Source organism: Nitratireductor rhodophyticola (assembly GCF_019891355.1).
GTDB lineage: Bacteria > Pseudomonadota > Alphaproteobacteria > Rhizobiales > Rhizobiaceae > Nitratireductor > Nitratireductor rhodophyticola.
In genome coordinates this window covers 957,186-982,843 of record NZ_JAHSSF010000002.1, presented here as the reverse complement: position 1 = coordinate 982,843, position 25,658 = coordinate 957,186, and the positions used below count along the sequence as shown (strand labels likewise).

Genomic DNA, 25,658 nt, shown 5'->3' with positions numbered 1-25,658 from the left:
TTCCGAAACCTGGAGAATTCATGCGCGCGCAGCCAAAAGCATCGCACTACATCAATGGCCGCTATGTCGAAGACGAACAGGGCGAGGTGATCGAGGTCGTCTATCCCGCCACCGGCGAGATTATCGCCCGCGTCCATTCGGCAACGCCCAACATTGTCGAACTGGCCGTGGAGGCAGCCCGCGCCGCCCAGCCCACATGGGCAAAGCTGAAGCCGGTGGAGCGCGGCCGCATCCTGCGCCGGGCGGCAGACCTCCTGCTTGCGCACAATGAGGAACTGGCAAAGCTCGAAACGCTGAACACCGGCAAGGCGCTGCAAGAAACGCTTGTCGCCGATGCGCCCTCCGCTGCCGAGGCGCTCGAATTCTTCGGCGGTGCCGTCGCCGCCTTCAATGGCGAGCAGGTCGAGCTTGGCGGTTCCTTCGGCTATACGCGCCGTGAGCCGCTTGGGGTCTGTGTCGGCATTGGCGCTTGGAACTATCCGATCCAGATCGCCGGCTGGAAGTCCGGCCCTGCGCTTGCCATGGGCAATGCGATGGTGTTCAAGCCGTCCGAGGTGACCCCGCTTTCTGCCCTCAGGCTTGCCGAAATCTTCACCGAGGCCGGCCTGCCCGACGGTCTCTTCAACGTGGTGCAGGGTCTGGGCGATGTCGGCGCCTCTCTTGTCGCCCATCCTGAAGTCGCCAAGGTCTCGCTCACCGGTTCCGTCGAGACCGGCAAAAAGGTGCAGGCGCTCGCCGGCGGCGAGATGAAGTCGGCCACGATGGAGCTCGGCGGCAAATCACCCCTGATCGTGTTCGACGATGCCGATCTGGAAAACGCCATTGGCGGGGCCATGCTCGGCAATTTCTATTCGACGGGCCAGATCTGCTCCAACGGCACACGCGTCTTTGTCCAGAAAGGCATCCATGAGCGCTTCCTGTCGCGCCTCACCGAGCGCACCAGCGCCATTCGCCTGGGCGATCCGCTTGACCCCGAGACCCATCTCGGCCCGCTCATCAGCAAGGCGCAGTACGACAAGGTGCTGAGCTATATCGAGATCGGACGCGAGGACGGCGCAACCCTGCACCATGGCGGTGGCACGCCACGGCTTCAGGGCCTTGAAGACGGTTTTTATGTCGAACCGACCATCTTTACCGACGTCACAGACCGGATGCGCATTGCCCGCGAGGAGATTTTCGGCCCGGTCATGAGCGTTCTGACCTTCGAGGACGAGGACGAGGTGATCGAGCGCGCCAATGACACGCCTTTTGGCCTTGCAGCCGGTGTCTTCACGAGAGATCTCGCCCGCGCCCACCGCGTGATCGGGGCGCTGAAGGCCGGCACCTGCTGGATCAACACCTATAACCTCACGCCGGTGGAACTGCCCTTCGGCGGCGTGAAGCAGTCCGGCTTCGGGCGCGAAAACGCCATGGCGGCACTTGCCCATTATTCACAGGTCAAATCCGTCTATGTGGAAATGGGAGACGTGGAAAGCCCATATTGATGACGGTTTGATCTTGCGCAGTCGAAAGACGGCAGCTATAAGCCCGCCGTCTGGTCACGGAGTGTAGCGCAGCCTGGTAGCGCACCTCGTTCGGGACGAGGGGGTCGCAGGTTCGAATCCTGCCACTCCGACCAGTTATTTCAGATAGCTACAAGCCGACCGCCCTGCCTATAGAGTGCACACGGACCGAAACGGCTTATGAAAGAGCCCCGCATCTCCGCCCGCCTGCGATACGAACCAATCGGCAACCGCTATCAGGTTGTGCGTGATGGCGAGATGATCGGCACTCACAGTTCGAAAGAAACCGCAGCAATTGCGATCCGTGATCGGGGGGCGGGTGGCCGCCAAGTGGGCCGGGCGGATTTCGGCTCCGGCCCGAACATGCCGAGTTCACGTCAGATGTGCTCGGCGAGCGTAGCCCACCATGAAAATGTGACCGCCATCTGAATCCCCCCTTGATCAGATCGAGCGCCTGGATCATCTCGCGGATATTCTCATCAGAGAGTCCGGACATGTGCTCACCTTCGTCACGTTGTTTCACAGCCTCGCTGCGATCGTGTATGAGCCGAAGCGTCCCACAGAGCGCTGCCCGTTCCGCCCCGGCGCGCTGCTAGAGGACATCATCCCGGCAACTGGAAAGAGCAAGGTAGAGATCGCCAATCTTCTCGGCATCCCCCGCCATTGCCGCGCGCCCTGGAACGCTGTTTGGCGACGGCCCCGCCATCTGGCTCCGGATGCAGGCCGCCTATGATGCCTGGCACACTGAACGCGAGGTCGATATAAGCGGGATACCAACGCTCACGGCCGCTTAAGCTATTCCACATACGAGAATCCCCAGCGCATGGCCGGGCCGTTCTGTGCGTTTTTTGCAATGAAGTTTGAGTGACCGGATCGGAGCTAGTTGCCCAGTGTTCCTACGATCTCGCGAGCTGCCAGCACCGCGATCAACACACCGACCATCAGCATCATCGGGCGATCCGGCATGTGCTTTACGACGAGCGCGGCGAGTGGCGCTGCAATAATCCCTCCGACGATCAGGCCCAGTATGATCGGCCAGAGTTCCAGGCCCACGGTCAGAAGGAACGTTCCAGAAATCGCGACTGTGACGAGAAACTCGCTGGCGTTGGTGGATCCAATCGCGGTGCGTGCAACTGCACCCTGCCCGATTATGCTCGACGTCACGATCGCCCCCCAGCCGCCCCCGCCTATCGAATCAAGAAACCCGCCAACCAACCCGAGTGCCGGCAGCATCTTGGGTTCGGCAGGTTCGCGAGGTTTTCGGCTAGCAGCCTTCCAGACGATCCATATTCCCATCGCAGCAAGATAAGCGGCCACGAACGGGCGGATTGTGCCTCCATCGACAGAGGAAAGAAGGAGCGCACCAACGAGGCCGCCCAACGCTCCGGGTATTGCGAGGCGGGCAACCATCCTCCACCTCACATTCCCAAATCTCCAATGGGACAAGGCCGATGCGCCGGTAGTGAACACTTCCGCCGCGTGTACGCTCGCACTGGCTGTAACGGGTGGATAGCCCAATCCCAGCAAGACCGACGTACTGGCAAGGCCGTAAGCCATACCGATGGCGCCGTCTATGAGTTGGGCTGCAAATCCGACCGCAACGAAAAGCACGAAGTCAGACATCGGAGTATAGCTCTCAGGCCAGCGCAACGGCGCCTTGCTGCGATTATACCTTATCAGAAATCGGCACGCCCCTGGTTTTTGTGGTCTTTGCCAACATGGCTTTGCTCTTTCCCTCCAAACGTGTCCGTGGCCGGAATCTGGTTCACACGGCTATATGCTTACAGGAACCAGCGCCCAGAGAGAGCATTAAGGACCAGAGAGAGCATTAAGGAAATGGCAACGCCGGCGCCGATAAGGCCGACCGGTGTTCAGACAGTCAGCCAGAGAGGAACGATATGCTCGGGCTCGCATTTAGAGCTGCAATCCTAGCCTTCGTACTGGCAGGTTTCGCCCATATGGCAGCGGCTATAGTGCTTATGTTCTTCGATGACCATCACTCTTTCGCCGCTACGCTCATACGCTCATTGCTGATAACCGCCTTCTACGCGCCGGCCCTGTTCTTTCTTATGTGGAAGAACAGGGAGGCCCACAAGGATGATCACTGGTAGGGAGGCGGAACCGGCTGCTTGGGGTTACGCCGCCTCCTGCTTCCGCTTCTCTTGGCTTCCCTCTGCCACCGGTCTCAGGTCGCTCACAGACGATCGATATTGTCCGGCCCGTTTAACACGGGATGCTGAAGGTGCTTGTCAGCATTCCTCGTTGGCACCATTGCCGACAAGCGGCGCGGCGCTAATTCTCTTTCCATGGACCAGTATGAGATCACTGCGCGCACCATGTTTGCGGCACTGGAACGCGGAAGCTGGAAGCTGCAGCCTCCATCCGTGCGAGAGGAATGGCTTGCCAAGGCGCGTGCGCTTCACGCCGCCATCGACGCCGGTAAATGGCCTCTCACGACTGGATTATGGCCATGAAAGGCGACAGGAAGCCACTCTGCACCGGCGGGTTTGGCCCGTTATGGCTGGTGTACGACACGGGAGGCCGCAGGGTGCCCGAAGAAGAAGAAGAGCGAAGCCGGGTCTGGTCTGTGTTTCACATCGAGGTCGAGTAGTCCGACAGGCAGTGGCCGGCACCGAACCTACGCGACAATCTCCTGTGGCGGATGGTGCACCACACGGTCACGGCCGCCCTGCTTTGCCTTGTAGAGCAGCGAATCAGCTTCCTTGACAACCGCATCAAGGGACTGCAGGGGGCGATGTACCGCGATGCCGATGCTGACGGTCGTGGAGATGTCTTCGACGCTGGCGCCGCAGCCGACAAGACGGCATGTGATTGCAATGCGTTCGGAAACCATGCGCGCCAGCGGCAGGTCTGCACCTGGCATGAAGACCGCGAATTCTTCGCCGCCGATGCGGGCGCAGATGTCGTCTGCACGAACGCTCTGCCTGATCGCTTCAGCAATGAGAACAAGAACCCTGTCGCCCTCTGCATGACCGAAACGGTCGTTGATGCGCTTGAAGTGATCCACATCGATAAACAGGACCACGCCCGCCGATGCGTCGGTGGCGTCGATGGTTTCGCCGGCAATCCTCATGAAATCCCGCCGATTGCGCAGTCCCGTCAGGAAATCCGTGGCGGCGGCCATGTCCAGTTCTGCGGCCAGTCTGGCAACCGTCGCCGTCTTGCGCAGAAAGACGAAGGAAATGGGATAGGCGATCACGACCGTGATGAACGCGGTCAGGACCAGATCCAGCAAAAGCCGGTCTGAAAAGAAGATGGCGTAGAAAACGAGGGTCAGCGCATCAGCGCCCAGAACGGAAAAAAGCGTGACGAAGCAGGCCTGCTGCCAGATCCGCAATCCATAAAACCTGTCGAATGCTGCCTGAAACCAGCTCATTCCGCGCCCCACTTTGCCGGCATATGAATAATCCGATCTCGTAAAGATGACGTTACCCAGCGGAAGCTAGCATCCGGCCAAATGGCACTGACAAGTGAAAACTGGAGCTTTTCGCTGGAATTTCTTGTAATTTGCCTGCCTTATCATTCATACTGTCAATCAGCTAAAGTAATGGCGGCCTATGCTTTAGGATCAGGACCTAATGCGAAGCCTGCTGGTTTCTGAGGCTGCTTCGGAAGAAGCAGCCATCGGGTTTCCGCCTGAAGGTGAGCGAATTCAAGAGATTGGACTGGCTCGTCATATCCGGCAATGATGAGGCAGTCGGACAGGCTTCCGCGGAGATAGACCTCATGGAAATGGTTTCTCTGGTATCCGAGTTCCTGCAAGGTCTGGGAATTGCCGTTATCGCGGCGCTTCTTTATGAGCGCGCAGCCCGACTGACCATGACATCGCTGCAGCGCAATCTGCTCGTTTCTGTAATGTTTTCGGCCGGCACAATCGGCCCCGCCCTTCTCGCGGCACCGTCGTCTTCCGGCTTTTCCTTCGATATTGGCAATGTCTTCGTCGTCCTCGCCATGGCATATGGCGGCTGGATCACGTTGACCGTCACGACCGCGGTCGCGGTCCTCGGTCGCCTCTGGCTCGGTGGAGCCGCGGTGGCGAGCAGCGTTCTTGCCGTTTTGATCTGCAGTGCCATCAGCCTCGCTTTCGCCCAGATGGTAAAGGGCCGGCGTGTTTCGATACCGGCGCTGGCCGGGGTCGGGCTTCTGGCATCGGTGTCGCTGATCTCGGTGTTCCTGCTGCCGCGGGAAATCGCCATGGAAACCTTGGGCGAAGTCGCATCTGTTGCTATTGTCGCCAATGTCGTTGCCGCCGTGGTCATCGGTCGCATTCTCGAATTGCAACGCTCGCATTTCGGCACCCCACGCCTGAAGGAGGCACCATTGGGAACCACCGACACCGCAACCGGGCTTTTGAACAGACGGGTGTTTGACAAGCTGGGGCCGGAACTCGCGGCCGCCATGAATTGGGCAGGACAGCCCTACTCCATGGCGCTGATCGACATCGATGAGTTCGATCAGGTGGTTGAAGCGCATGGGCATGCCGCCGGCGAGCAGACATTACGCCATGTTGCTTCGGTCGTTCAGTCCGCCGTCCGCCAGACTGACATGGTGGCGAGCTTTGGCGGCCAGGCCATTGCCCTGGTGCTGCCGGCCTATGACGCTGAACGCGCCTTCGGGCTCGCCGAGCGCATCCAGAACGCGGTTGCCGACACCCCGTTTCATCTCGACGGGATCGAGATTCCGCTGACCGTCAGCGTCGGGCTACACACACCGCTGCCGCGCAAGGAAAGTTTCTGGATCGCGCTGGGGCAGGCCGACACGGCGCTCAACCGTGCCAAGTCCACCGGCGGCAATCGGCTTGAAGTGGCTGTCTGAAGCCGGAAATTCTTCCCTGTCATAGAAGCGATGACCTGCCTGCATTGTGGGCAGGATGCCTGCCTTCGTGTCACGATGACCGCAAAACGTTTTGCACGAAACCGGCGATGGTGCGGGCAACCCCATGAAAAGGCGTGAAAAAGCCGGAACAAACATATTTGGCACGTTTGATGCTTCTCTTCCTCGAGTCCGGAGGGGGCTCTCCAGGAAAACGCCGCAAGAGCGCTGGAGTGAGCCGTCAGACTGATCGTGCCTGCCGTGGGGCCGATCGTCTGGCGGCTTTTCATTTCTGCACACAGTCCCGTCCGGGATCACGGAACGATTGATTTGTTCCCTTTTTGTTCTTATTGTGCAGGAATGCAATACACCCTGCCCCTTGTGCCATTCGACCGGATGGCAAGCCTTCACCAGCGCTTGCTGGCTGTCTTCGGACCGCCAGCGGATTTCGTGCGTCTAGACGCGGTCAGCCAGATGGTTCTGGCGATGCTTAGCGCCAGAACGCGCAACGAGGCGGCATTGAGTGTCTTTGCCAGGCTTGTCGAACATTTCGAAGTGGCAAAATTCAGGGGCTCCTGGACACGGCTGGCCGAGGCTTCTTTCCACGAAATAGACCCGCTGCTCGAAGGCATTACCCATCCGGAGCGCAAGGCTGTTGCCCTGCCCCGCGCCCTGCAGGAGATCGCCAGCCTGAGCGGCGGGCTCAGCCTCGATTTCCTTCACGGCTGGCCTGTCGATGACGCTTTGTCCTGGCTGGAGCGCATTTATGGTGTCGGCCCCAAGACCAGCACTGCCACGCTCAACATGAGCACATTGCGCAAGCGCGTTCTTGTCGTCGACACGGCCCATTGGCGCGCCGCGCGCTGTCTTGGACTTATCCCCGGGCAGACCACGCCCGAGCGTTCGGTTCGCCTTCTCAACCGTCAGGTTCCCGACCAATGGGGCGCGGCAGATACCGAGCAGCATCACATCCTGATGCAGGAGCTCGGGCGAAATTTTTGCGCCCGCAAAAACAGAACCGCCTGCCCTTTCACCAGGGTCTGCGCTCATGGCGACAGCGGCCCGGCGCCCCGGCGCGACCGTCTGCTGGAAGAGTTTCTGCATGCGCCGGCCAGGGGCAGCGGGAAAGGAAAAAAGACGAGTCCGATCAGGCTTCTGGGAGGGGAAGCTGAAAACTTGAATCAGGATAGATCGACTGCGGCGCCAATGGCGCAGAGTTCCATGGCGCCTGCCGCGTCTTTGTGGTTGCGTTCGGAGGCTGCATCATGAAACAGGCCATTGAAATGAAGCCGGTTCAGCGTACCGGAAGGGAAATATCTGCCACTACGGCCCCCGAAAAAACGGGCAGTGTTCTTGATGCCCTGCGCAGTCGCATCGCCCCCCAGGAGAGGTTTGCTTCAGCACCCCGCCCCTCTTTTTCGCTCGGGTCCGAAGCCCTCGATGCCGCCCTGCCCGGCCATGGCCTCAGAACCGGCGTGCTGCACGAAATCCTGCCCGCCGGCCACGGCGATTTTGCCGCCGGTCTCGGCTTCGGCATCTGTCTTCTGGCGCGCCTTCTTTATCAGCGGCCAGGGTCTCTGTTGTGGGTGTCTCCGGCACACCTTGCCAGCCGCGAAGGCGCGCTCTACCCGCTCGGGCTTGCAGCCCTCGGGCTTGATCCGAACCGCCTGATCCAGATCCAGGCGCGCAAGCCGATCGATGTTCTGTGGGCGCTGGAGGAAGGGCTTTCCCATGCACCGATCGCCGCCGTCGCCGGCATCCTGCCGGACAGCGCCCGCGCCTATGATTTCGCCGCCAGCCGCCGCCTTGCCCTGCGCGCCGCGCGCCATGGCGTCACCGCGCTCATCCTGCGCGGGCGGCAGGCTTCAAAAGAGAGCACAGCCGCCGAAACCCGCTGGTCCGTCGCATCGCTGCCCGCAGCGTCCGCCGGGACGGGCGCACCGCGCTGGCGGCTTGCTCTTATCAAATCAAGGCAAGGGATGTCCCGCCATTTCTCAAGCGGCTGGGATGTCGAGTGGGATCATGACACGCTTTCTTTCCGTCTTCCTGCCCCGCTGGCCGATCGAGCGCCGGGTCACACGCCCTGGCGACGCGGCATCGACCATGCATGGGCGGAAGCCTCATGAGGTCGAGCCGCTGGTGCTCGTCACCACCACGGACAATGGCCAGCACATCACCGCACTCAACCAGCCAGCCGAGGCGCTCGGCTTTTCACCAGGCATGGCGCTGGCCGATGCGCGCGCCATCCACCCCGCCCTCAGGGTCGCCCATGCCGACCTTCCCGGCGACGAGCGCGCGCTCATCCGTCTGGCGCTCTGGTGCCAGTGTTTTTCGCCCTTCACGCGGCCCGACTTTCCCGACGGGGTGAGCCTCGACATTGCCGGCTGCGCGCATCTTTTCGGCGGTGAGGCGAAGCTTGTCGACACGCTGGCGCAAAGGCTTGGCGGCTTCGGCCTCACCGCGCGGCTGGCGCTCGCGCCCACCATTGGTGCCGCCTGGGCGCTGGCCCGCCATGCGCCGTCCGGCAGGCTCATCGTTTCGCGCGAAGCACTCCACAGGCATATGGCGCCGCTGCCCGTCTGCGCCCTGCGGCTGGAGCAGAACACGACCGAGGCAATGGAGAAACTCGGCCTCAAACATGTCGGCGACCTGATCGGCAAGCCGCGCGCGCCGCTAGCGTCGCGCTTCGGCCCGCTGGCGCTGCGCCAGCTGGATGAAGCCCTTGGTCACGAGGAGGAAAGCTTTCGTCCGCTCAATCCGCCCCATCTTCACGCCGCGCAATGCCGTTTTGCCGAACCCCTCGTCACACAGGAGGCAATCGAAATCGCCATCGGACGCCTTTCGCGCGACCTGTGTGCGATGCTGGAGAAGGCGGGCAAGGGTGTGCGCCAGGTGGAACTGCGCCTGTTTCGCGTCGATGGCTGGTTCGAGGCCCTGCCGCTTGCCACCAGCACCGCCACGCGCGATGCCGGACACCTCGCCCGCCTGCTTGGCGAGCGGCTCGACCGCATCGAGGATCGCGCGGGCTTCGGCTTCGAGGCCGCCAGTCTCACCGCCTTTTCCGTGGAAACGCTTGCCATGCGGCAGGAAGATCTGGGCGACGACGCCCTGACCACGCGCGATGGCGACATCGCCCCGCTTCTCGACCGGCTGGTCAACCGGTTCGGCGCGCGCAACGTCACCCGCGCCGAGCCCCATGCGAGCTTTTTGCCGGAGCGCGCCGCGCGCGCCGTCTCCGTGCTCAAACCGGCGCAAAGCCACGATTGGCAGGCGCATGCCCGCTGCATTCAGGATGGCGCGGCCTTTGCCCGGCCGCTGTTTCTCTTTGCCGTGCCGGAACCGGTCACCACCCTTGCCGGCGTGCCCGATGGCCCGCCCACCCGGTTCGAATGGCGGCGCGTGGCCCACCGGGTGGTGCGCGCCGAAGGGCCGGAACGCATCGCGCCCGAATGGTGGCGCGCGCCGCTTGGGGCCAGCCGCAAGACGCGCGATTATTTCCGCATTGAGGACGAGGCCGGCCGCCGCTTCTGGCTTTTTCGCGACGGGCTCTATGAACGCGATGAGGAAACGCCGCGCTGGTTCATCCATGGGGTTTTCGCATGAGCGCGCAATCGCCAAACCCCATCCCTCTCGACAGCGGCTCAAAGGCCGACACGCCTGCAAAACCGCGCCCGGCGCCGCCGGAACCGGCCTTTGCCGAGCTCGGCGTCACCAGCAATTACAGCTTTTTGCGCGGCGGGTCGCATCCGCGCGAGCTGGTTGCAGAAGCCGCCCGGCTTGGCCATGCGGCCATCGGCATCGCCGACCGCAACACGATGGCTGGCGTCGTGCGCGCGCATGTGGAAGCCAAGGCGCAGAAAATACGCCTCGTCATCGGCGCGCGGCTGGTCATGCGGGACGGTTTCGAGACGCTTTGCTTCCCGACCGACAAGCATGCCTATGGCCGGCTGACGCAGCTTTTGACCGATGGCAACCGCTACGCGCCGAAAGGCGAATGCCACCTTCATCTGGAGAACCTCGAAAAACTTGGCGCGGACCAGCGCTTCATCGCCATGCCGGCTTATGATTTCGGCACCGATTTCGAGGAAAACCTGCGCCGCCTCGCCGCTCTTTTTCCCGGCAATGTGTTTCTGGCGCTCACGCCCCATCGCCGGGCCAATGACGGCGCGCGTCAGCAGCGCCTTGCCGCGCTCGCCGCCGCCTGCGGCACGCCGCTCATCGCCACCAATGACGTGCTCTACCACACACCGGCCCGCCGCCCCTTGCAGGATCTCCTCACCTGCATCCGCGCGCACTGCACCATAGACGAAGCCGGTTTCCGGCTGGAGCGCAATGCGGAGCGGCACCTGAAAGCGCCTGCGGAGATGGCCCGTCTGCTGCGCGGGCACGAAGACGCCATCGCCCGTTCCGTGGCGCTCATGGACGAATGCCGCTTCTCGCTCGATGAGCTGCGCTTCGACTATCCGAGGGAATCGAGCGGTGAGAGCGCCACCCCGCAGGAGGAGCTTGAGCGCCTCACCTGGCTTGGCGCAAAAGACCGTTTCAACGGCATGGTTCCACCGAAGGTCGCAGGCATGATTTCCCATGAGCTGAAGCTCATCGGCCAGCTCGGCTATGCCGCCTACTTTCTCACCGTGCACGACATTGTGCGCTTCGCCCGCACGCAGAAGCCACCCATCCTGTGCCAGGGGCGCGGCTCGGCGGCCAATTCGGTCGTTTGCTTTTGCCTTGGCGTCACCTCGGTCAATCCCACCGAGATCGATCTTCTGTTCGAGCGTTTCATCTCCGCCGAGCGCGGCGAGCCGCCGGACATCGATGTCGATTTCGAGCATGAGCGGCGCGAAGAGGTGATGCAATATGTCTACGCCAAATATGGCCGCCACCGCGCCGGGCTTGCCGCCACCGTCATTTCCTATCGCACGCGCAGCGCCGTGCGCGAGGCCGGCAAGGCCATGGGCCTGTCGCCCGATGTGGTGGCCGCCATGACCGGGCTTGTCTGGGGCCATTCGGAAAAAACGCCGGCCCGCGATCAGGTACGCGAAGCCGGGCTCGACCCCACCGACCCGCGCCTGCGCCAGACCCTCGTGCTCGTCGGCCAGTTGATCGGCTTTCCCCGCCACCTTTCCCAGCATGTGGGTGGTTTCGTGCTCACCCATTCGCCGCTCAGCGAGATCGTGCCCATCGCCAACGCCGCCATGAAGGACCGCACCATGGTGGAATGGGACAAGGACGACCTTGACGCCCTCAATATCCTGAAAGTGGATGTGCTCTCGCTCGGCATGCTCACCTGCCTGCGCAAGAGCTTCGATCTTTTGCGCGATCACTATGGCGAAGAGCGCACGCTCGCCACCGTGCCCCGCGACGATGACCCCACCTATGCCATGATCCAGCGCGCCGACACGATCGGCGTTTTCCAGATCGAAAGCCGGGCGCAGATGTCCATGCTGCCGCGCCTGCGACCGAAGAATTTCTATGACCTCGTGATCGAGATCGCCATTGTCCGGCCCGGTCCCATCCAGGGCGACATGGTGCATCCCTATCTGCGCCGCCGCAATGGTGAGGAGGATGTGGACTATCCCTCCGAGGAGCTGCGTGCGGTGCTCCAGAAGACCCTCGGCGTTCCGCTCTTTCAGGAACAGGCAATGAAGATCGCCATCGTGGCCGCCGGCTTCCCGCCGGAAAAGGCCGACCGACTGCGCCGCGCCATGGCCTCCTTCCGCCGCACCGGCACCATCGACCAGTTCCGCGAGGATTTCATCAACGGCATGCTCGCCAACAATTATACGCCCGATTTCGCCGAGCGCTGTTTCAACCAGATGAAGGGTTTTAGCGATTATGGCTTTCCCGAGAGCCATTCGGCCAGTTTCGCGCTGCTCGCCTATGCCTCCTCCTGGCTCAAATGCCATTATCCGGATGTTTTTGCCTGCGCCCTTTTGAATTCGCAGCCCATGGGGTTTTACTCCGCCTCCTCCATCGTGCGCGATTTCCGCGATCACGGTGGCGAGACGCGCCCCGTCGATATCAATCACAGCGGCTGGGATCACACGCTGGAGCCTGCGGCGAAGCCCGGTGCGATCGGCCATGCGCTGCGGCTCGGCCTGCGCCAGGTGGACGGCATGCGCGAGGCGGCGGCGCTCAAGATCATGGCTGCGCGCGGCGCGGGCTTTGCCTCCGTGCGCGATCTCTATTTCCGTTCCGGCATCGATATGTTTTCGTTGCGCCGGCTGGCCGAGGCAGACGCCTTCCGTTCGCTCGGGCTCGACCGGCGCGCCGCCCTTTGGGACGTGCGCGGCCTGAGCGGCCATCAGGGCGTGCGCGCGGCGGCGGAGGAACTGCCGCTCTTTGCCAGCGCCAAAAGCGCAGCCGCAACGCCCCTTCAGGAAGAGGAAAGCGTCGCGCTGACGGACCTTCTTCCCGGCGAGCAGGTGGTGGAGGATTACGGCACGCTCGGCCTCTCGCTCAAGGCGCATCCCGTCTCCTTCCTGCGCCGTCTGCTGGACAGGCGCCGCGTCCTGAAAACCCGCGCCCTTGCCGAGACCCCAGCGGGCCGCTTCGTGCGTGTGTCGGGCCTTGTGCTGGTGCGCCAGCGCCCGGGCACCGCCAGCGGCGTCATCTTCATGACGCTAGAGGATGAAACCGGCATCGCCAACGTCATCGTCTGGCCGCGCGTCTTCCAGCGGTTCCGCCGCATCGTCTTCGGTGCGCGCATGGTGACGGTCGAGGGCATTCTGCAGAAGGAAAGCGATGTCATCCACGTGGTTGCACGGCGTCTCATCGACACGACCCCCGATCTTCTTGTCGCCATGTCCGATCGGGGCGCGGGTGCTGTGGAAGAAAAGGCCGCCACGGCGCAAAACCTCTGGCGGCACCCGCGCGATGTGCGCGTTCTGCCCAAGGGCCGCAATTTCCATTGAACGCAAGAGCCTTTCCGCGTAACCAGACTGCTCCTTGTTGAAAGGGGTGGGAGAACCCCGAAGGGGAACGAACGGGAGGCTTTTCATGATCCTTTGCTGCGGCGAGGCGCTGATCGACATGCTGCCGCGCCAGACAGGCCAGGGCGAGGCTGCATTTGCGCCCTATACGGGTGGCGCGGTCTTCAACAGTGCCATCGCCATTGCGCGCCTTGGTGTGCCGTGCGGCTTCTTTACCGGGCTTTCGAACGATCTTTTCGGACGGATGCTGCGGGAGAAGCTCGAGGAAAGCCATGTCGATCTGAGCCTGGCGCAATTTTCGAGCCGTCCCACCACGCTCGCCTTCGTGACCCTCGCCGACGGCCAGGCCGAGTATGATTTCTACGACGAAGGCACAGCCGGGCGCATGATCGAGCCATCCGATCTGCCGGCCATCGGCGCCGACGTGCCGGCCATGCTCTTCGGTGGCATCAGCCTCGTTTCAGAACCCTGCGGCTCGGCCTATGAGGCGCTGATGGCGCGCGAGGCCAAAAGCCGCGTCCTCATGCTCGACCCCAATATCCGCCCCGCCTTCATCACCGATGCGGCCGCCCACCGCGCCCGCATCGCGCGCATGGTGGCGAACGCCGACATTGTGAAAATTTCAGCCGACGATCTGGAATGGTTCGGAGAGACAGGCAGCACCGACGAAATTCTCACCCGCTGGCTGGAGCGCGGCCCCAGCCTCGTCATCCTCACCGATGGCGGAAAAGGTGCAACAGCCTACACGAAATCGCAAAAGCAGTTCGTTCCGGCAACGCCGGTCGAGGTGGTGGACACGGTCGGGGCCGGAGACACATTCAACGGTGCGCTTCTGGCGGCCCTTGAGACGGCAGGGCTTCTGACGAAGGACAAAATCGCGGTGCTCGACGAGGCGCAGATTTCCAAGGCAATCGCCTACGCCTCCCGCGCCGCCGCCATCACCGTGTCGCGCGCGGGGGCCAATCCGCCATGGAAGAATGAGCTGATGGGGGTCTGATTGGACGGTCAGGCGGAAAAGCCTGTGCTCTGCCTTCCCATCAAGGAGCGCCAAGGTTTCGGCCATCCTCCTTCTCCCCGTGCGCGGGGAGAAGGTCCCGGCAGGGGGATGAGGGGCCGCGCCGGCCTCGACATGAGACCGCCGCCTTCATTCAGAACCCGGCACTGACTGTAGCTGTAGGCGCTCGCCCCTCATCCTCACCTTCTCCCCGCAAGCGGGGAGAAGGGGCATCAACGTTGCGGCCAAACAAGCGAGACGCTATCAGCCCACTCCCTCAGCCACGAAAGAGGGACTCACAAAGGCTTCCAGCCCCTTGCCCCCCTTCGGCCCATAGGTGAGCGGCGCGCCATCGAGCGTGCGTGCCATGCCGCCTGCCGCGCGCAGGATCGCATCGCCTGCCGCCGTGTCCCACTGCATGGTGCGGCCAAAACGCGGATAGAGGTCCGCATCGCCCCGCGCGATCATGCAGAATTTTAGCGACGATCCGATGGAAACCGTCTCGGCATCGGGATAGCGGGCAATGAAGGCGCGCGTTTCGTCGGTGCAGTGCGAGCGGCTGGCAAGAATGGCGGGCGGTGACCGGCGCGGCCGCGCCCTGATCGCGCGCCGCTCCTGCGGCTTTCCGCCCACCACCGGAATTTCAAACGCGGAACCCGGACGCGCCGAATAAAGCAGGTCGCGTGCCGGCGCATAGACAACGCCCGCCACCGGCTCGCCATTGCGGATCAAGCCGATATTGACGGTAAAATCCGGACGCCGCGCGATGAATTCGCGCGTGCCGTCGAGCGGATCGACCAGAAGAAAATTGCCGTCGCCGCACGCCGGAATGACGCCGCCGGACGCGGCCTCTTCGGAGACGCAGGGCGTTCCAAGCCCGACATTCCGGAAACCGTCGAGAATCACCTTCTCCGCCGCGCGGTCGGCTGCCGTCACCGGCGTGTCGTCGGCCTTCTGCTCCACCTCGAAGCCCGCCTCGTAGTGCTGCATGATCGCAGCCCCCGCCGCCAGCGCCAGTTCCTCAAACAGCGCCAGAAGTGCTGCGTCGTCCTTCATCATGCCCATGGGCCAGTCAGTCTTTCCACTCAAGTCATCGGCAACAGCCGCAGATCAGCAATAACCGCGTTCCTTGAGCCAGGCCTCGACCTCGTCGACCAGCTCTTCCGGCGCGCGGGCTGTCGTCTCGATGTGGATATCAGCCCTTTCCGGCGTCTCATAGGGGGAATCGACACCCGTGAAGTTCTGGATCTCGCCGTTGAGCGCCTTGGCATAGAGCCCTTTCGGGTCGCGCCTCGCGCATTCCTCGAAGGGCGTGTCCACGAAAACCTCCACGAATTCGCCCTCGTTCATCAGCTCGCGCGCCATGCGCCGCTCGGCCCTGAAGGGCGAGATGAACGAGACGAGCACGATCAGCCCGGCATCCGCCATCAGCTTCGCCGTCTCAGCCACCCGACGGATGTTCTCCACGCGGTCCTCGTCGGTAAAGCCCAGATCCCGGTTCAGCCCGTGGCGAATATTGTCGCCGTCCAGAACATAGGTGTGCCGGCCGGCCGCGTGCAGCTTCTTTTCCAGAAGGCTGGCAATGGTCGACTTGCCGGAGCCAGAAAGCCCGGTGAACCACAGAACCGCCGGCTTCTGGTGCTTCAGCTCCGCGCGCGACTGGCGCGTCACGTCGAGCGCCTGCCAGTGGATGTTCGCCGCGCGCCGCAATGGCCGCTGGATCATGCCGGCCCCGACCGTCGCATTGGTCAGCCGGTCGATCAGGATGAAAGCGCCCGTGGTGCGGTTGTCGCTGAACGCGTCAAAGGCAATCGGCGCCTGCAGCGAGAAATTGCACAGCCCCACCTCGTTCAGATCGAGGCTGGTCGCCGCTTCCTCGGCAAAATTGTTGATGTTGCGGCGATGCTTGAGCTGGCTCACCGTCGCCGAAACCTCATCCGTTTCGGTGCGCAGAATGTAGGAGCGCCCCGGCAGGAGCGGCTTTTCATCGAACCACACAAGCGTCGCGGAAAACTGATCGGCCACATGCGGGCGCGCCTCTGGCGTCACCAGCATGTTGCCGCGCGAAAGCTCTACCTCGTCTTCGAGCAGAAGCGTCACCGCCTGCCCCTCGGATGCGACCTCCAGATCGCCATCCTGCGTGACGATGCGGCGGATGCGCGTCTGCTTGCCCGACTTGGCGACCGTAACCCGCTCGCCGACGCCGATGCTGCCAGCAGCCACCGTGCCCGAGAAACCGCGAAAATCGAGGTTCGGCCGCGAGACATACTGCACCGGAAAGCGAAAGGGCTTTCCCTCTGCCTCGGCCTCGATGTCGACCGTCTCCAGATGCTCCAGCAGCGAAGGTCCGTCATACCAGGGCGTCTTGCCCGACGAGCGGATGACATTGTCGCCATAGCGCGCCGACATGGGGATCGGCTGGATGGTCGTGAAGCCGAGCTCTTCGGCAAATTCGCGATATTCCGCCGCGATGCGCTCGAACACGGCTTCGTCAAAGCCGACAAGGTCGATCTTGTTCACCGCCAGAACGATGTGACGAATGCCCAGAAGCGAGGCGATCATCGAGTGCCGGCGCGTCTGCGGCAGGATGCCCTGCCGCGCGTCCACCAGCACGATGGCCACATCTGCCGTGGATGCGCCGGTCGCCATGTTGCGCGTGTACTGCTCATGGCCCGGCGTATCGGCCACGATGAACTTGCGACGCGGCGTGGAGAAGAAGCGATAGGCCACGTCGATGGTGATGCCCTGCTCGCGTTCCGCCTCCAGCCCGTCGACCAGAAGTGCGAAATCGATCTCGTCGCCGGCCGTGCCGTGTTTGCGGGAATCGTTCTCAAGCGCTGCCAGCTGGTCCTCGAAGATCAGCTTGGTGTCGAACAGGAGACGCCCGATCAGCGTCGACTTGCCGTCATCCACCGACCCGCAGGTCAGGAACCGCAAAAGCCCCTTGTTCTCCTGCCCGGCCACATAGTCGCGGATATCGACCAAGGCATCGTCATCTTCACGCAGAAGCGCTGTGTTGGCGGTCAACATGATCAGAAATACCCCTCGCGCTTCTTCTTTTCCATGGAGCCCGCCTCATCGCGGTCGATCAGACGCCCCTGCCGTTCGGAGGTGCGGGCCGTCAGCATCTCGCCGACGATTTCCTCGAGCGTGGTGGCGGTCGACGGGATCGCGCCCGTCAGCGGGTAGCAGCCAAGCGTGCGGAAGCGCACCAGACGCTCCTCCACCTTCTCGCCCGGCTGAAGGCGCATCCGGTCGTCATCGACCATGATGGTCATCCCGCCCCGATCCACCACCGGCCGTCTGGCGGCGAAATAGAGCGGAACGATGGGAATGTTCTCCTGCAGGATGTATTGCCAGATGTCCTGCTCGGTCCAGTTGGAGAGCGGGAAGACACGGATCGATTCACCCTGCGCCACGCGCGTGTTGTAGATCTTCCACATTTCCGGGCGCTGGTTCTTCGGGTCCCAGCCATGGCCTGCGGAGCGGAACGAGAAAATGCGTTCCTTGGCGCGGCTTTTCTCTTCGTCGCGCCGCGCGCCGCCAAAGGCCGCGTCAAATCCGTATTTGTCGAGCGCCTGGCGCAGCGCCACCGTCTTCATCACATGGGTGTGCGTGTTGGATCCGTGGTCGAACGGGTTGATGCCGTCGCGCACGCCCTCCTCGTTCACGTGCACCAGAAGGTCAAACCCTTTTTCGCGCGCCATCCGGTCGCGGAACGCGATCATCTCGCGAAACTTCCAGGTGGTGTCCACATGCAGAAAGGGAAATGGCGGTTTGGCGGGATAGAACGCCTTCATCGCCAGATGCATCAGCACGGACGAGTCCTTGCCGACAGAGTAAAGCATTACCGGCTTTGAAAAGGTCGCCGCCACTTCGCGGAAGATGTGGATCGCCTCGGCTTCCAGCCTGTCGAGATGGGTAAGGGCTGCCGGCATGTCTTCGCCTTCGCGTCTTTGTCGCTGCGGCCGGAGCCTTCGCGGCTTCCGGATCATGCCCTTGAGGTACCATGCGGTTTTCGGCCCTCTCAAGGCGCGCACGCCCAACCTCACCCCGGTTTGCGAGGCACATTTTGCGTTGTTTCCGGCAAAGGGGAAAAGGCATTTCAGAATGCGAAAAAGGCCCGTTTTCACGAGCCTTTTAGAGGTTTCCGAGGCCGCTTTTTTGCCTATTCGGCGACAGCGCTGCGAATGGTCTCGATCACGCGGTCCTGGTCGCTCTCGGCCAGATAAGGGTGCATCGGCAGGCACAGGATGCGGTGCGGCAGGCTCTCCGACACGGCAAGCCCACCCGGCGCTTTCGCATGCATCTCATAGGCCTTCTGCAGGTGCAGCGGCTTCTCGTAATAGACAACCGAGGGAATGCCCGCCTCGCCAAGGCGCTTGCGCACCAGGTCGCGCTTCCCGGTCTCGATGGCATATTGCGCCCAGGCCGAGCGATGGCCCTTCGGCGTCACCGCCACCTTCACCACATCGCCAAGGCCTTCGGCATAGCGTGCGGCAACCTTCTGGCGCGCTTCCATCTCGTCTTCGAGGATGGCCAGCTTCTCGATCAGGATCGCGGCCTGGATCGTGTCGAGGCGCGAATTCAGGCCCACGCGCACATTGTCATACTGGCTTTCGCCCTTGCCGTGGAAAGCGATGGAGCGCAGCACATCGGCCAGCTCGTCATCATCGGTGAACATCGCGCCGCCATCGCCATAGCAGCCGAGCGGCTTTGCCGGGTAGAAGCTCGTCGACGCAACATGGCCGAACGCACCGCAGCGCTTGTTGTTGAGCGTGCCACCGATGGACTGAGCAGCGTCCTCGATAATGCGCAGCCCCTCGCGCGCGGCAATGCCTTCGATGGCTCCGTAGTCGGCAGCCAGTCCGAAGAGGTCCACCGGGATCACCGCCTTCGGCGTCAGCCGGCCTTCCGCCTTGATGTGGTCGATGGCAGCCGTCAGGCTCTTGGGGGCCATATTGTAGGTGTCGGCGTCGATTTCCACGAAGACCGGCTCCGCACCCGCGAGCGCCACGACTTCTGCCGTCGCCGCGAAGGTGAAGCTCGGGCAGAACACGGCGTCGCCCGGTCCGATGCCATAGGCCATCAGCGGCATGAGCAGGGCGTCGGTGCCATTGGCGCAGGCAATCGCGTGCTTGGTGCCGACATAGGCTGCGAGTTGTTCTTCGAAAGCGCCGACCTGCGGCCCTAAAATATAACGTCCCTCAGCCACGACCGTGTCGATTGCAGCTGCGAGCCTGTCCTTGATGCGCTCACGCTGAGCGCCGAGATCGATAAATTGCATTTATTGCCCAATCGGTTGCGGGTGATTCCGCGTTAGCCCCGTCCGTTGAATAGGGCCCTCGCGTGCGCTCTGCAACCAAAGCGCCTCTTCAAACTGATGCGCCAGCTGTTACACGAGGTGAACAAGCCCGCATGCAACCGTTTCAGCTCTTGTGTATTTGCGTAGCGTGCGCATTTGTCGCCGCAATTCTGTCTCTGTGTGCGATCACCCGACTCTAACAAAACTTCAATCAATCATTGCAATGCTAAACGATGACAGAGCATTGTTCATCTTCGAGATTATTCAGGAAGGAAAGTATGGGCGCCCCCTTTAAAGCGTATGACGTTCGCGGCCGTATCCCCGCAGAAATCAATGTTCCCTTCGCCTATCGCTTTTCGCAGGCGCTCAAGCAAAGCCTCAATCCCGGCACGGTCGTTATCGGCCACGACATGCGCATGGACAGCCCGGCGCTGGCCGAAGCGCTGACCCAGGGCCTTCTCGACAGCGGCGTCGATGTGCGCCCCGTTGGCCGCTGCGGCACGGAAGAGGTCTATTTCCACACCGCCGCCAGCGGCGCGGATGCCGGCCTCATGGTCACCGCCAGCCACAACCCACCCGATTACAACGGCATCAAAATGGTGCTGAAAGGCGCGTCCGCCGCCACACCGGACAACGCCTTCAACGGGATCGAAGAGATCATGCGTTCCGATGCCGTGCTTCAGCCAGTTGCCGATTATGCCGCGCGCGGCGCCCTGCACGATCTTTGCGACCGCGACGCCTATATCGAACGCCTTCTCAACGAAGTGGCCGGTCAGGACCTGAAACCGATGAAGATCGTCTGCCATGCCGGCAATGGCTGTGCGGGACCGATCATCGACCTTCTGGAAAAGCACCTGCCCTTCACCTTCATCAAGATCGACCATAAGCCCGATCCGCGCCTGCCCAATGGCGTGCCAAACCCGCTGCTGCCGGAGAAGCGCGAGAAGGCCAGCAAGGCAGTGATCGAGCACGGCGCGGATCTCGCCATCGCCTGGGACGGCGATTTCGACCGCTGCTTCCTCTACGACCACAAGGGCCGTTTCGTGGAAGGCTATTATCTGGTCGGCATGATCGCCCAGTCCCTGCTCGCCAAGCATCCGGGCGGCACGATCCTCTACGACCCGCGCCTGACCTGGAACACGATCGACATGGTGGAAAGCGCCGGCGGCGTGGCAAAACCCTGCCGCACCGGCCATGCCTATTTCAAAAAGATGATGCGCGAGGAAAACGCCATCTATGGCGGCGAGATGAGCGCGCACCACTACTTCCGCGATTTCGCCTATTGCGATTCGGGCATGCTTGCATGGCTCGATGTGGTGGCGGACCTTTCGGCCAGCGGCACCACGCTTGCCGAGCGCCTGGAAGAGCGCATCGCCGCCTATCCCTGCTCCGGCGAGATCAATTTCACCGTTTCGGATGCGGCCGAGGTACAAAAACGCATTTCCGACCACTACATGCCGCAGAACCCCGAGATCGAGAGTCAGGACGGCCTCGGCATGGTATTCGACGACTGGCGCTTCAACCTGCGCGCCTCCAACACCGAGCCGCTCTTGCGCCTCAACGTGGAAACCCGCGGCGACAAGGCGCTGTTGAAGGCAAAGGTGGATGAGTTGCGGGGGATGATCGAGGGGGTAGGTTGACCGCATACCTCTATGAAGTTGCCGAAGGCCCGTTGCTCACAGCAGCGGGCTTTTTCAACTGAATGATGTTCGGTGGCTTACCCAGCCGTAGCTTTAGGCTGAATCGACATTCATCACATCCATATTAGTGCGGCAGCGATTTGCAGGAATCCGAGGAAGTATACGGCCTGCCTGTCGAATCGGGTGGCGATACGTCTGAAGTGTTTCAGCTTATTGAAACATCGTTCGACGGTGTTGCGAACCTTGTAGGCCTCAAAGCCGTAGGGGATCGGTTGCTTGGAGGGTTTTTCTTCTCCTGTATTGATGACATCATGCCGGCAAGGAATCGGGGGATGAGCCGCGGGAATCCGAAAGCATTTGCGCGAGTCAATCGCGGCATGGTCGCTGTTGTTAGATGAGTTCGCAGACACAGCATCCAAGAGGACGATTTCACAGCAGTTTGAGAGAACAAAGAAGGTATCTGACTTTATTGGTTTTCTAACTAGGCTTGCCTTTCTCGCCGCTATTCAATCCTTTATCAGCAGCGAGATGGATGATTCTGGTTTTATATGGAAATGGACTTTGGCGGTTTTCGGTTCCATAATCTTCTTTGTTCAGCTATATTTTAGCTACTCGATCTCATATATAATCAAAAAATTTTTCCTAATAGCCCTTCCGATATTACTGGACACTGATAGGGATTTTCGACCGGGCCCAAATTCGAAGAGTGTTATTATGTTTTCGGTCCTGATTATTATTCAGATGTTTTATTTCATTATGTTCTCCTTAATAGTTGGCATGATGTCAGATCGGGTCGGTTAGCGGCGCGCATCTGGACGCGCGCCGCTGCGGAGGCTCAAAGGTTCTGAAGCTGCCGCGCTTCCGGCAGCGGATGCCATTGCAAGCTTGGCATGGGGCACTGATAGGGGTTTTCCCATAGCCCGCGAAGCTCACCGTTGATGACGTTGGTTCCGCATTGCTCCTACGCTTGCACGCATGGAAGAGCCCAGATTGAGAACACACCCGGACAGATCAGGTAATTTTCTGGCAGGCTTTCCTGAGATACCTCCGCATCCAAGCAGCGTAGCGATCGCAATGCAAGATGACGTCAGAAATGTCTCTTCGCGAATGCGCGACCTGAACCGGATTTCAGATACTTTTCGAAGGCAAATGCCTTCGCCTTGTCTTCGAACCCAATCTGGACAACCAGTTTCCACGGACCAAACATGGATGAGTGGCGCGACTGCGATTCTGATCGGCCTGCATTGTGCCTTCTCAGCCGCTCATCAACGTCGTTTGTGCATCCGACATAATGCTTGTCGGGATATGTCAGGCTTTGCAGAATATAGACATAGTGCATGGCGTCTCCGGCCCGCCTTCGCCCTTTGGGCTTCGGCGTGGCAGCCTCCACTCGCGCTCCGGCTTGCCCAGCCGTAGCTTTAGCGGAGGCTGGCTGGGGCGGCAGGATTCGAACCTGCGAATGACGGTACCAAAAACCGTTGCCTTACCACTTGGCGACGCCCCAAGACCGAGCGAAGCGGTGGATAGCAGAAGCGCCGCCCCACGACAAGCAGGCGTTTTGTGCCTTTCTGTGGAGCACGCGCTTCCCATTCCCGCACGTGTCAGGCCATCCACTCTCCCCAGAACCGCGTGACCGTCGCCGGCACATAGCCATCAAGACCGCCGAAGAACTGTGCAAGCTCCACCGTGTCGCCCGCTGTGAGGTTCGCCATCACGTGAAGGTGCAGCGCCGTCTCCGACCCGTCGACCGCGAGACTGGCCACATCGCCCTTCACCAGAGGCGCGCAGAGGTCGCCCACACCATTCAGCACCAGCTTCGCCTTCACCACAATCGGAACGTTCGCACCGTTCTGCTTCCAGCCGATGGCCGCTCCGAAGCGATAGAGCCCGTCGGACGGCGCGGTAAAGCGGTTCGTTCCCGTGTCGAAGGCGATCTGATCGTTGGCCAGCGTGTTGTTGATGGCCACAGTCTGCCAGGTGTCGGCAGCGACATACTGGTCGTAGTTGATGAAGCCCAGAAATTTGGGGTTCGACGGCAGCGCGACACGACCGGAGTTCTCGTCCGCGCGAATCGCATCGTTGAAGGCCGTGCCGTCTGCAGAGACCGCAAGCCGCCAGCCATCCGACCGGAGAAGGCCCATCGTCGCCCTGGTGACAAACCCGCTCTGCAGCAAGAAGCCGACATCGCCGGCAGGTGCCTCCTTGTTCATCGTGCAGAACAGGCTTCCTGTTCCCCCTTCAGCCACGTAGCGGGCCGTCCAGAGTGCCCTGTCGAGTTTTGCGGAAAACGGGTTTGCCGCATCGGCGCTGGTTCCAAGCCCGAACAGGGCCGCGTTCTGGATTTCGGCCCCGCTTTCCGGCACACCGTCGATTGGCTGCCAGCCCACCCCATCGAACACCGCAAAGCATGCCTCGTCCACGATCCAGGCGCGCCAGCCCGTAACCGGCGCAAGCTTTTCCCATGCGCCGTCGACGAAATAGGCGATCGCACCTTCCCAGCCGGTCCATTCACCGCTGGCCGAGAGGCCGACAATGTAACAGTCGCCATCGTCTGGAGTGACCGGCGGTGCCGCGAGGTCGCGGTCGCGCACGGCAAGGTGCACCAGCCCGTCGAGCAACCGGATCGCTTCGTTGTGGGTCACGTGCTTTTGCGCCTGCGAGGGCATGATATAGGGCAGTTTGAGCTTTGCAGTCTGTTCCATGTCGGCCGTTCCTTGTGAAGGCACAAGTCTAAGGGCGGTTGCGCCTACGGGGATAAACGCGTGCGTGCCCGTTCCGGCCTCCCCCCGGCAAAGGGCGCAGCACGCCTGCGCTTTTGGCTGCTTTCACGGGTTGCGGTGGGGAAAAAGAGCCTGTCGGGGTAGCCCCCTCTCCCCATGGACGCACCAAATCCACGGATGGACCTATTGCCTACACCCCGTGTCAACGTTTCCAATCTAGTCTCGGGGCACTCTTCGTGAAGGCATTCTGAAACGCTGAAAAGTGTTTCGCCGCGTTCACGGTCAAGACAACGCATTTTGGACGATGATGGCGGGGTAGGCTCATGTTGGTACCGGTGATCATGGCGGGCGGAATGGGAACGCGGCTGTGGCCGGTTTCGCGCGAGCACTATCCGAAACAGTTCTGCGCGCTGGTTGGCGACACGACAATGCTGCAGCAGACGATCGGGCGTCTCGACGGCCTCGACTGCGCTCCCCCGCTTACCGTCTGCAATGAAGAACACCGTTTTCTGGCCGCCGAGCAGCTTCGACAGGCCGGCATTGAGAATGCCCCGATTCTGCTCGAACCGGTGGGCCGCAACACGGCACCGGCGATCACGCTTGCCGCATTGCAGGCGATGGCACATGGAGCTGATCCGCTGCTTCTGGTAATGCCTGCCGACCATCTGATCCCGGATGTGCCCGCCTTCCACAGAGGTGTCGAAGAGGCAAAGACACTGGCTGAGGAAGGCCGGCTGGTGACCTTCGGCATCGTGCCGACCGGTCCAGAGACCGGCTTCGGCTATATTCGCCGTGGCGAAAAGATCGGCGAGACGGGGTTTGCGGTTTCCGGTTTCGAGGAGAAGCCGGATCTGGCGACCGCAAAATCCTACCTCAAGGATGGCGGATACGACTGGAACAGCGGCATGTTCGTGTTTCGGGCCAGCGTGTATCTGGACGCCATGCAGACGCATGCCCCGGCGATACTGGATGCGTGCAGGACGGCGATAGCGGGCGTAGAAAGCGACGCCTATTTCCTGCGGCCCGAACGCACGGCCTTCGAAGCCTGTCCGTCCGACTCCATCGACTATGCGGTGATGGAAAAAACCGATCGGGCTGCCGTCGTACCGCTCGATGCGGGCTGGAACGATATCGGGTCATGGTCGGCCATATGGGAAGCGCAGGACAAGGATGCCGACGGAAACGCGCTGACCGGCGACGTGTTGCAGGTTGCCTCGAAAAACTCCATCGTCTCCGCCCAGAAGCGCCTCGTCGCCATTGTCGGCGTGGAAGAGCTGGTCGTGGTCGAGACGGCGGACGCGGTCCTCGTCGCCAGCCGCGACGCGGTACAGAACGTCAAGGAGATCGTCACGCAGCTCAGGTCGGCCAAGCGCACCGAACACATGGACCACCGCCGGGTTTACCGCCCATGGGGCGACTACGATTCCATCGATTTCGGCAACCGGTATCAGGTCAAGCGCATTACGGTGAAGCCCGGCGCAAAGCTCTCCGTGCAGAAGCATCACCATCGTTCCGAACACTGGGTGGTCGTGCGCGGCACCGCGCGGGTCCTGAAGGGGGAAGAATCAATCACGCTGACCGAGAACCAGTCGACCTATATCCCGCTTGGCGAGATTCACGCGCTTGAAAACCCTGGCAAAATCCCGCTCGAACTGATCGAAGTGCAGTCGGGATCGTATCTTGGCGAGGACGACATCATTCGGCTGGAGGACCGATACGGCCGCGTTTGACG

21 protein-coding genes, 2 tRNA genes and 1 pseudogene are annotated in these 25,658 nt (G+C 61.8%); 15 read left to right on the top strand and 9 right to left on the bottom strand.

Annotated elements, in window-relative coordinates; translation table 11 throughout:
* Nucleotides 1-20: 20 nt before the first annotated feature.
* The 4 genes and pseudogenes from betB to KUG85_RS21090 all read left to right on the top strand — a co-directional run bounded on the left by betB (nucleotide 21) and on the right by KUG85_RS21090 (nucleotide 2,296).
* Entirely contained in the window at nucleotides 21-1,484 is a 1,464-nt protein-coding gene (gene betB / locus KUG85_RS10255; protein ID WP_223005101.1) for a betaine-aldehyde dehydrogenase, read from the top strand.
* 57 nt (nucleotides 1,485-1,541) lie between these two features.
* Nucleotides 1,542-1,618: transfer RNA gene (locus KUG85_RS10250), tRNA-Pro, on the top strand.
* Nucleotides 1,619-1,682: 64 nt separating this feature from the next.
* A complete protein-coding gene (locus tag KUG85_RS10245; protein WP_223005100.1) occupies nucleotides 1,683-1,931 on the top strand; it encodes a hypothetical protein in 249 nt (82 codons plus the stop codon).
* Between the two features lie 106 nt (nucleotides 1,932-2,037).
* Nucleotides 2,038-2,296 (top strand): annotated as a pseudogene (locus KUG85_RS21090) (helix-turn-helix transcriptional regulator).
* An 85-nt stretch (nucleotides 2,297-2,381) separates the two neighbouring features.
* Here the strand turns inward: KUG85_RS21090 and KUG85_RS10240 are convergent.
* On the bottom strand, nucleotides 2,382-3,125 hold the full coding sequence (locus KUG85_RS10240) for a sulfite exporter TauE/SafE family protein (protein ID WP_223005099.1): 744 nt from the start codon (nucleotides 3,123-3,125) through the stop codon (nucleotides 2,382-2,384).
* Nucleotides 3,126-3,808: 683 nt separating this feature from the next.
* On the opposite strand from KUG85_RS10240, the gene KUG85_RS10235 reads away from it, so the two are divergent.
* On the top strand, nucleotides 3,809-3,976 hold the full coding sequence (locus KUG85_RS10235; RefSeq protein WP_223005098.1) for a hypothetical protein: 168 nt from the start codon (nucleotides 3,809-3,811) through the stop codon (nucleotides 3,974-3,976).
* A complete protein-coding gene (locus tag KUG85_RS10230; RefSeq protein ID WP_223005097.1) occupies nucleotides 3,973-4,113 on the top strand; it encodes a hypothetical protein in 141 nt (46 codons plus the stop codon). The genes KUG85_RS10235 and KUG85_RS10230 overlap by 4 nt, the downstream gene beginning before the upstream one ends.
* 27 nt (nucleotides 4,114-4,140) lie before the next feature.
* Here KUG85_RS10230 and KUG85_RS10225 read toward each other — a convergent pair whose 3' ends face one another.
* Nucleotides 4,141-4,899, bottom strand: coding sequence for a GGDEF domain-containing protein (locus KUG85_RS10225; protein ID WP_065816033.1), 759 nt, complete (start codon nucleotides 4,897-4,899; stop codon nucleotides 4,141-4,143).
* Between the two features lie 266 nt (nucleotides 4,900-5,165).
* On the opposite strand from KUG85_RS10225, the gene KUG85_RS10220 reads away from it, so the two are divergent.
* The 6 genes from KUG85_RS10220 to KUG85_RS10195 all read left to right on the top strand — a co-directional run bounded on the left by KUG85_RS10220 (nucleotide 5,166) and on the right by KUG85_RS10195 (nucleotide 14,264).
* The gene (locus KUG85_RS10220; protein WP_255606350.1) at nucleotides 5,166-6,338 is read left to right on the top strand and encodes a GGDEF domain-containing protein; all 1,173 of its coding nucleotides are present in this window, start codon (nucleotides 5,166-5,168) and stop codon (nucleotides 6,336-6,338) included.
* Nucleotides 6,339-6,731: 393 nt separating this feature from the next.
* Entirely contained in the window at nucleotides 6,732-7,604 is an 873-nt protein-coding gene (locus KUG85_RS10215; RefSeq protein ID WP_255606349.1) for an endonuclease III domain-containing protein, read from the top strand.
* Nucleotides 7,601-8,461: an ImuA family protein gene (locus KUG85_RS10210; protein WP_255606348.1), complete on the top strand. Its 861-nt coding sequence runs from the start codon at nucleotides 7,601-7,603 to the stop codon at nucleotides 8,459-8,461. The genes KUG85_RS10215 and KUG85_RS10210 overlap by 4 nt, the downstream gene beginning before the upstream one ends.
* Nucleotides 8,358-9,938, top strand: a complete 1,581-nt coding sequence (locus KUG85_RS10205) for a DNA polymerase Y family protein (RefSeq protein WP_255606347.1) — start codon at nucleotides 8,358-8,360, stop codon at nucleotides 9,936-9,938. Before KUG85_RS10210 ends, KUG85_RS10205 begins: the two co-directional genes overlap by 104 nt.
* On the top strand, nucleotides 9,935-13,249 hold the full coding sequence (locus KUG85_RS10200) for an error-prone DNA polymerase (RefSeq protein WP_223005095.1): 3,315 nt from the start codon (nucleotides 9,935-9,937) through the stop codon (nucleotides 13,247-13,249). Before KUG85_RS10205 ends, KUG85_RS10200 begins: the two co-directional genes overlap by 4 nt.
* A gap of 85 nt (nucleotides 13,250-13,334) precedes the next feature.
* Nucleotides 13,335-14,264: a carbohydrate kinase family protein gene (locus tag KUG85_RS10195; protein ID WP_223005094.1), complete on the top strand. Its 930-nt coding sequence runs from the start codon at nucleotides 13,335-13,337 to the stop codon at nucleotides 14,262-14,264.
* A gap of 261 nt (nucleotides 14,265-14,525) precedes the next feature.
* Here KUG85_RS10195 and cysQ read toward each other — a convergent pair whose 3' ends face one another.
* The 4 genes from cysQ to KUG85_RS10175 form a co-directional block, all read right to left on the bottom strand.
* Nucleotides 14,526-15,326 carry a 3'(2'),5'-bisphosphate nucleotidase CysQ gene (cysQ, locus tag KUG85_RS10190; RefSeq protein WP_223005263.1) on the bottom strand — a complete coding sequence of 267 codons (801 nt, stop codon included), beginning with the start codon at nucleotides 15,324-15,326 and terminating at the stop codon, nucleotides 14,526-14,528.
* Nucleotides 15,327-15,371: 45 nt separating this feature from the next.
* On the bottom strand, nucleotides 15,372-17,291 hold the full coding sequence (cysN, locus tag KUG85_RS10185; RefSeq protein WP_223005093.1) for a sulfate adenylyltransferase subunit CysN: 1,920 nt from the start codon (nucleotides 17,289-17,291) through the stop codon (nucleotides 15,372-15,374).
* Nucleotides 17,292-17,293: 2 nt separating this feature from the next.
* Nucleotides 17,294-18,256: a sulfate adenylyltransferase subunit CysD gene (gene cysD, locus KUG85_RS10180; protein ID WP_223005262.1), complete on the bottom strand. Its 963-nt coding sequence runs from the start codon at nucleotides 18,254-18,256 to the stop codon at nucleotides 17,294-17,296.
* Between the two features lie 173 nt (nucleotides 18,257-18,429).
* Complete coding sequence (locus tag KUG85_RS10175; RefSeq protein WP_223005092.1) at nucleotides 18,430-19,548, bottom strand: DegT/DnrJ/EryC1/StrS family aminotransferase; 1,119 nt, start codon at nucleotides 19,546-19,548, stop codon at nucleotides 18,430-18,432.
* Between the two features lie 296 nt (nucleotides 19,549-19,844).
* Between KUG85_RS10175 and KUG85_RS10170 the strand changes: the two genes are divergently transcribed.
* A complete protein-coding gene (locus KUG85_RS10170) occupies nucleotides 19,845-21,206 on the top strand; it encodes a phosphohexomutase domain-containing protein (RefSeq protein ID WP_223005091.1) in 1,362 nt (453 codons plus the stop codon).
* Between the two features lie 140 nt (nucleotides 21,207-21,346).
* Nucleotides 21,347-21,604: a hypothetical protein gene (locus KUG85_RS10165; protein WP_223005090.1), complete on the top strand. Its 258-nt coding sequence runs from the start codon at nucleotides 21,347-21,349 to the stop codon at nucleotides 21,602-21,604.
* A gap of 689 nt (nucleotides 21,605-22,293) precedes the next feature.
* Here the strand turns inward: KUG85_RS10165 and KUG85_RS10160 are convergent.
* The 3 genes from KUG85_RS10160 to KUG85_RS10150 all read right to left on the bottom strand — a co-directional run bounded on the left by KUG85_RS10160 (nucleotide 22,294) and on the right by KUG85_RS10150 (nucleotide 23,908).
* The gene (locus tag KUG85_RS10160; protein ID WP_206554031.1) at nucleotides 22,294-22,545 is read right to left on the bottom strand and encodes a GIY-YIG nuclease family protein; all 252 of its coding nucleotides are present in this window, start codon (nucleotides 22,543-22,545) and stop codon (nucleotides 22,294-22,296) included.
* A 90-nt stretch (nucleotides 22,546-22,635) separates the two neighbouring features.
* Nucleotides 22,636-22,710 (bottom strand) — tRNA-Gln (locus KUG85_RS10155).
* A gap of 97 nt (nucleotides 22,711-22,807) precedes the next feature.
* On the bottom strand, nucleotides 22,808-23,908 hold the full coding sequence (locus KUG85_RS10150) for a DUF2793 domain-containing protein (RefSeq protein WP_223005089.1): 1,101 nt from the start codon (nucleotides 23,906-23,908) through the stop codon (nucleotides 22,808-22,810).
* 341 nt (nucleotides 23,909-24,249) lie between these two features.
* Between KUG85_RS10150 and KUG85_RS10145 the strand changes: the two genes are divergently transcribed.
* Complete coding sequence (locus KUG85_RS10145) at nucleotides 24,250-25,656, top strand: mannose-1-phosphate guanylyltransferase/mannose-6-phosphate isomerase (RefSeq protein WP_223005088.1); 1,407 nt, start codon at nucleotides 24,250-24,252, stop codon at nucleotides 25,654-25,656.
* Nucleotides 25,657-25,658 lie beyond the last annotated feature (2 nt).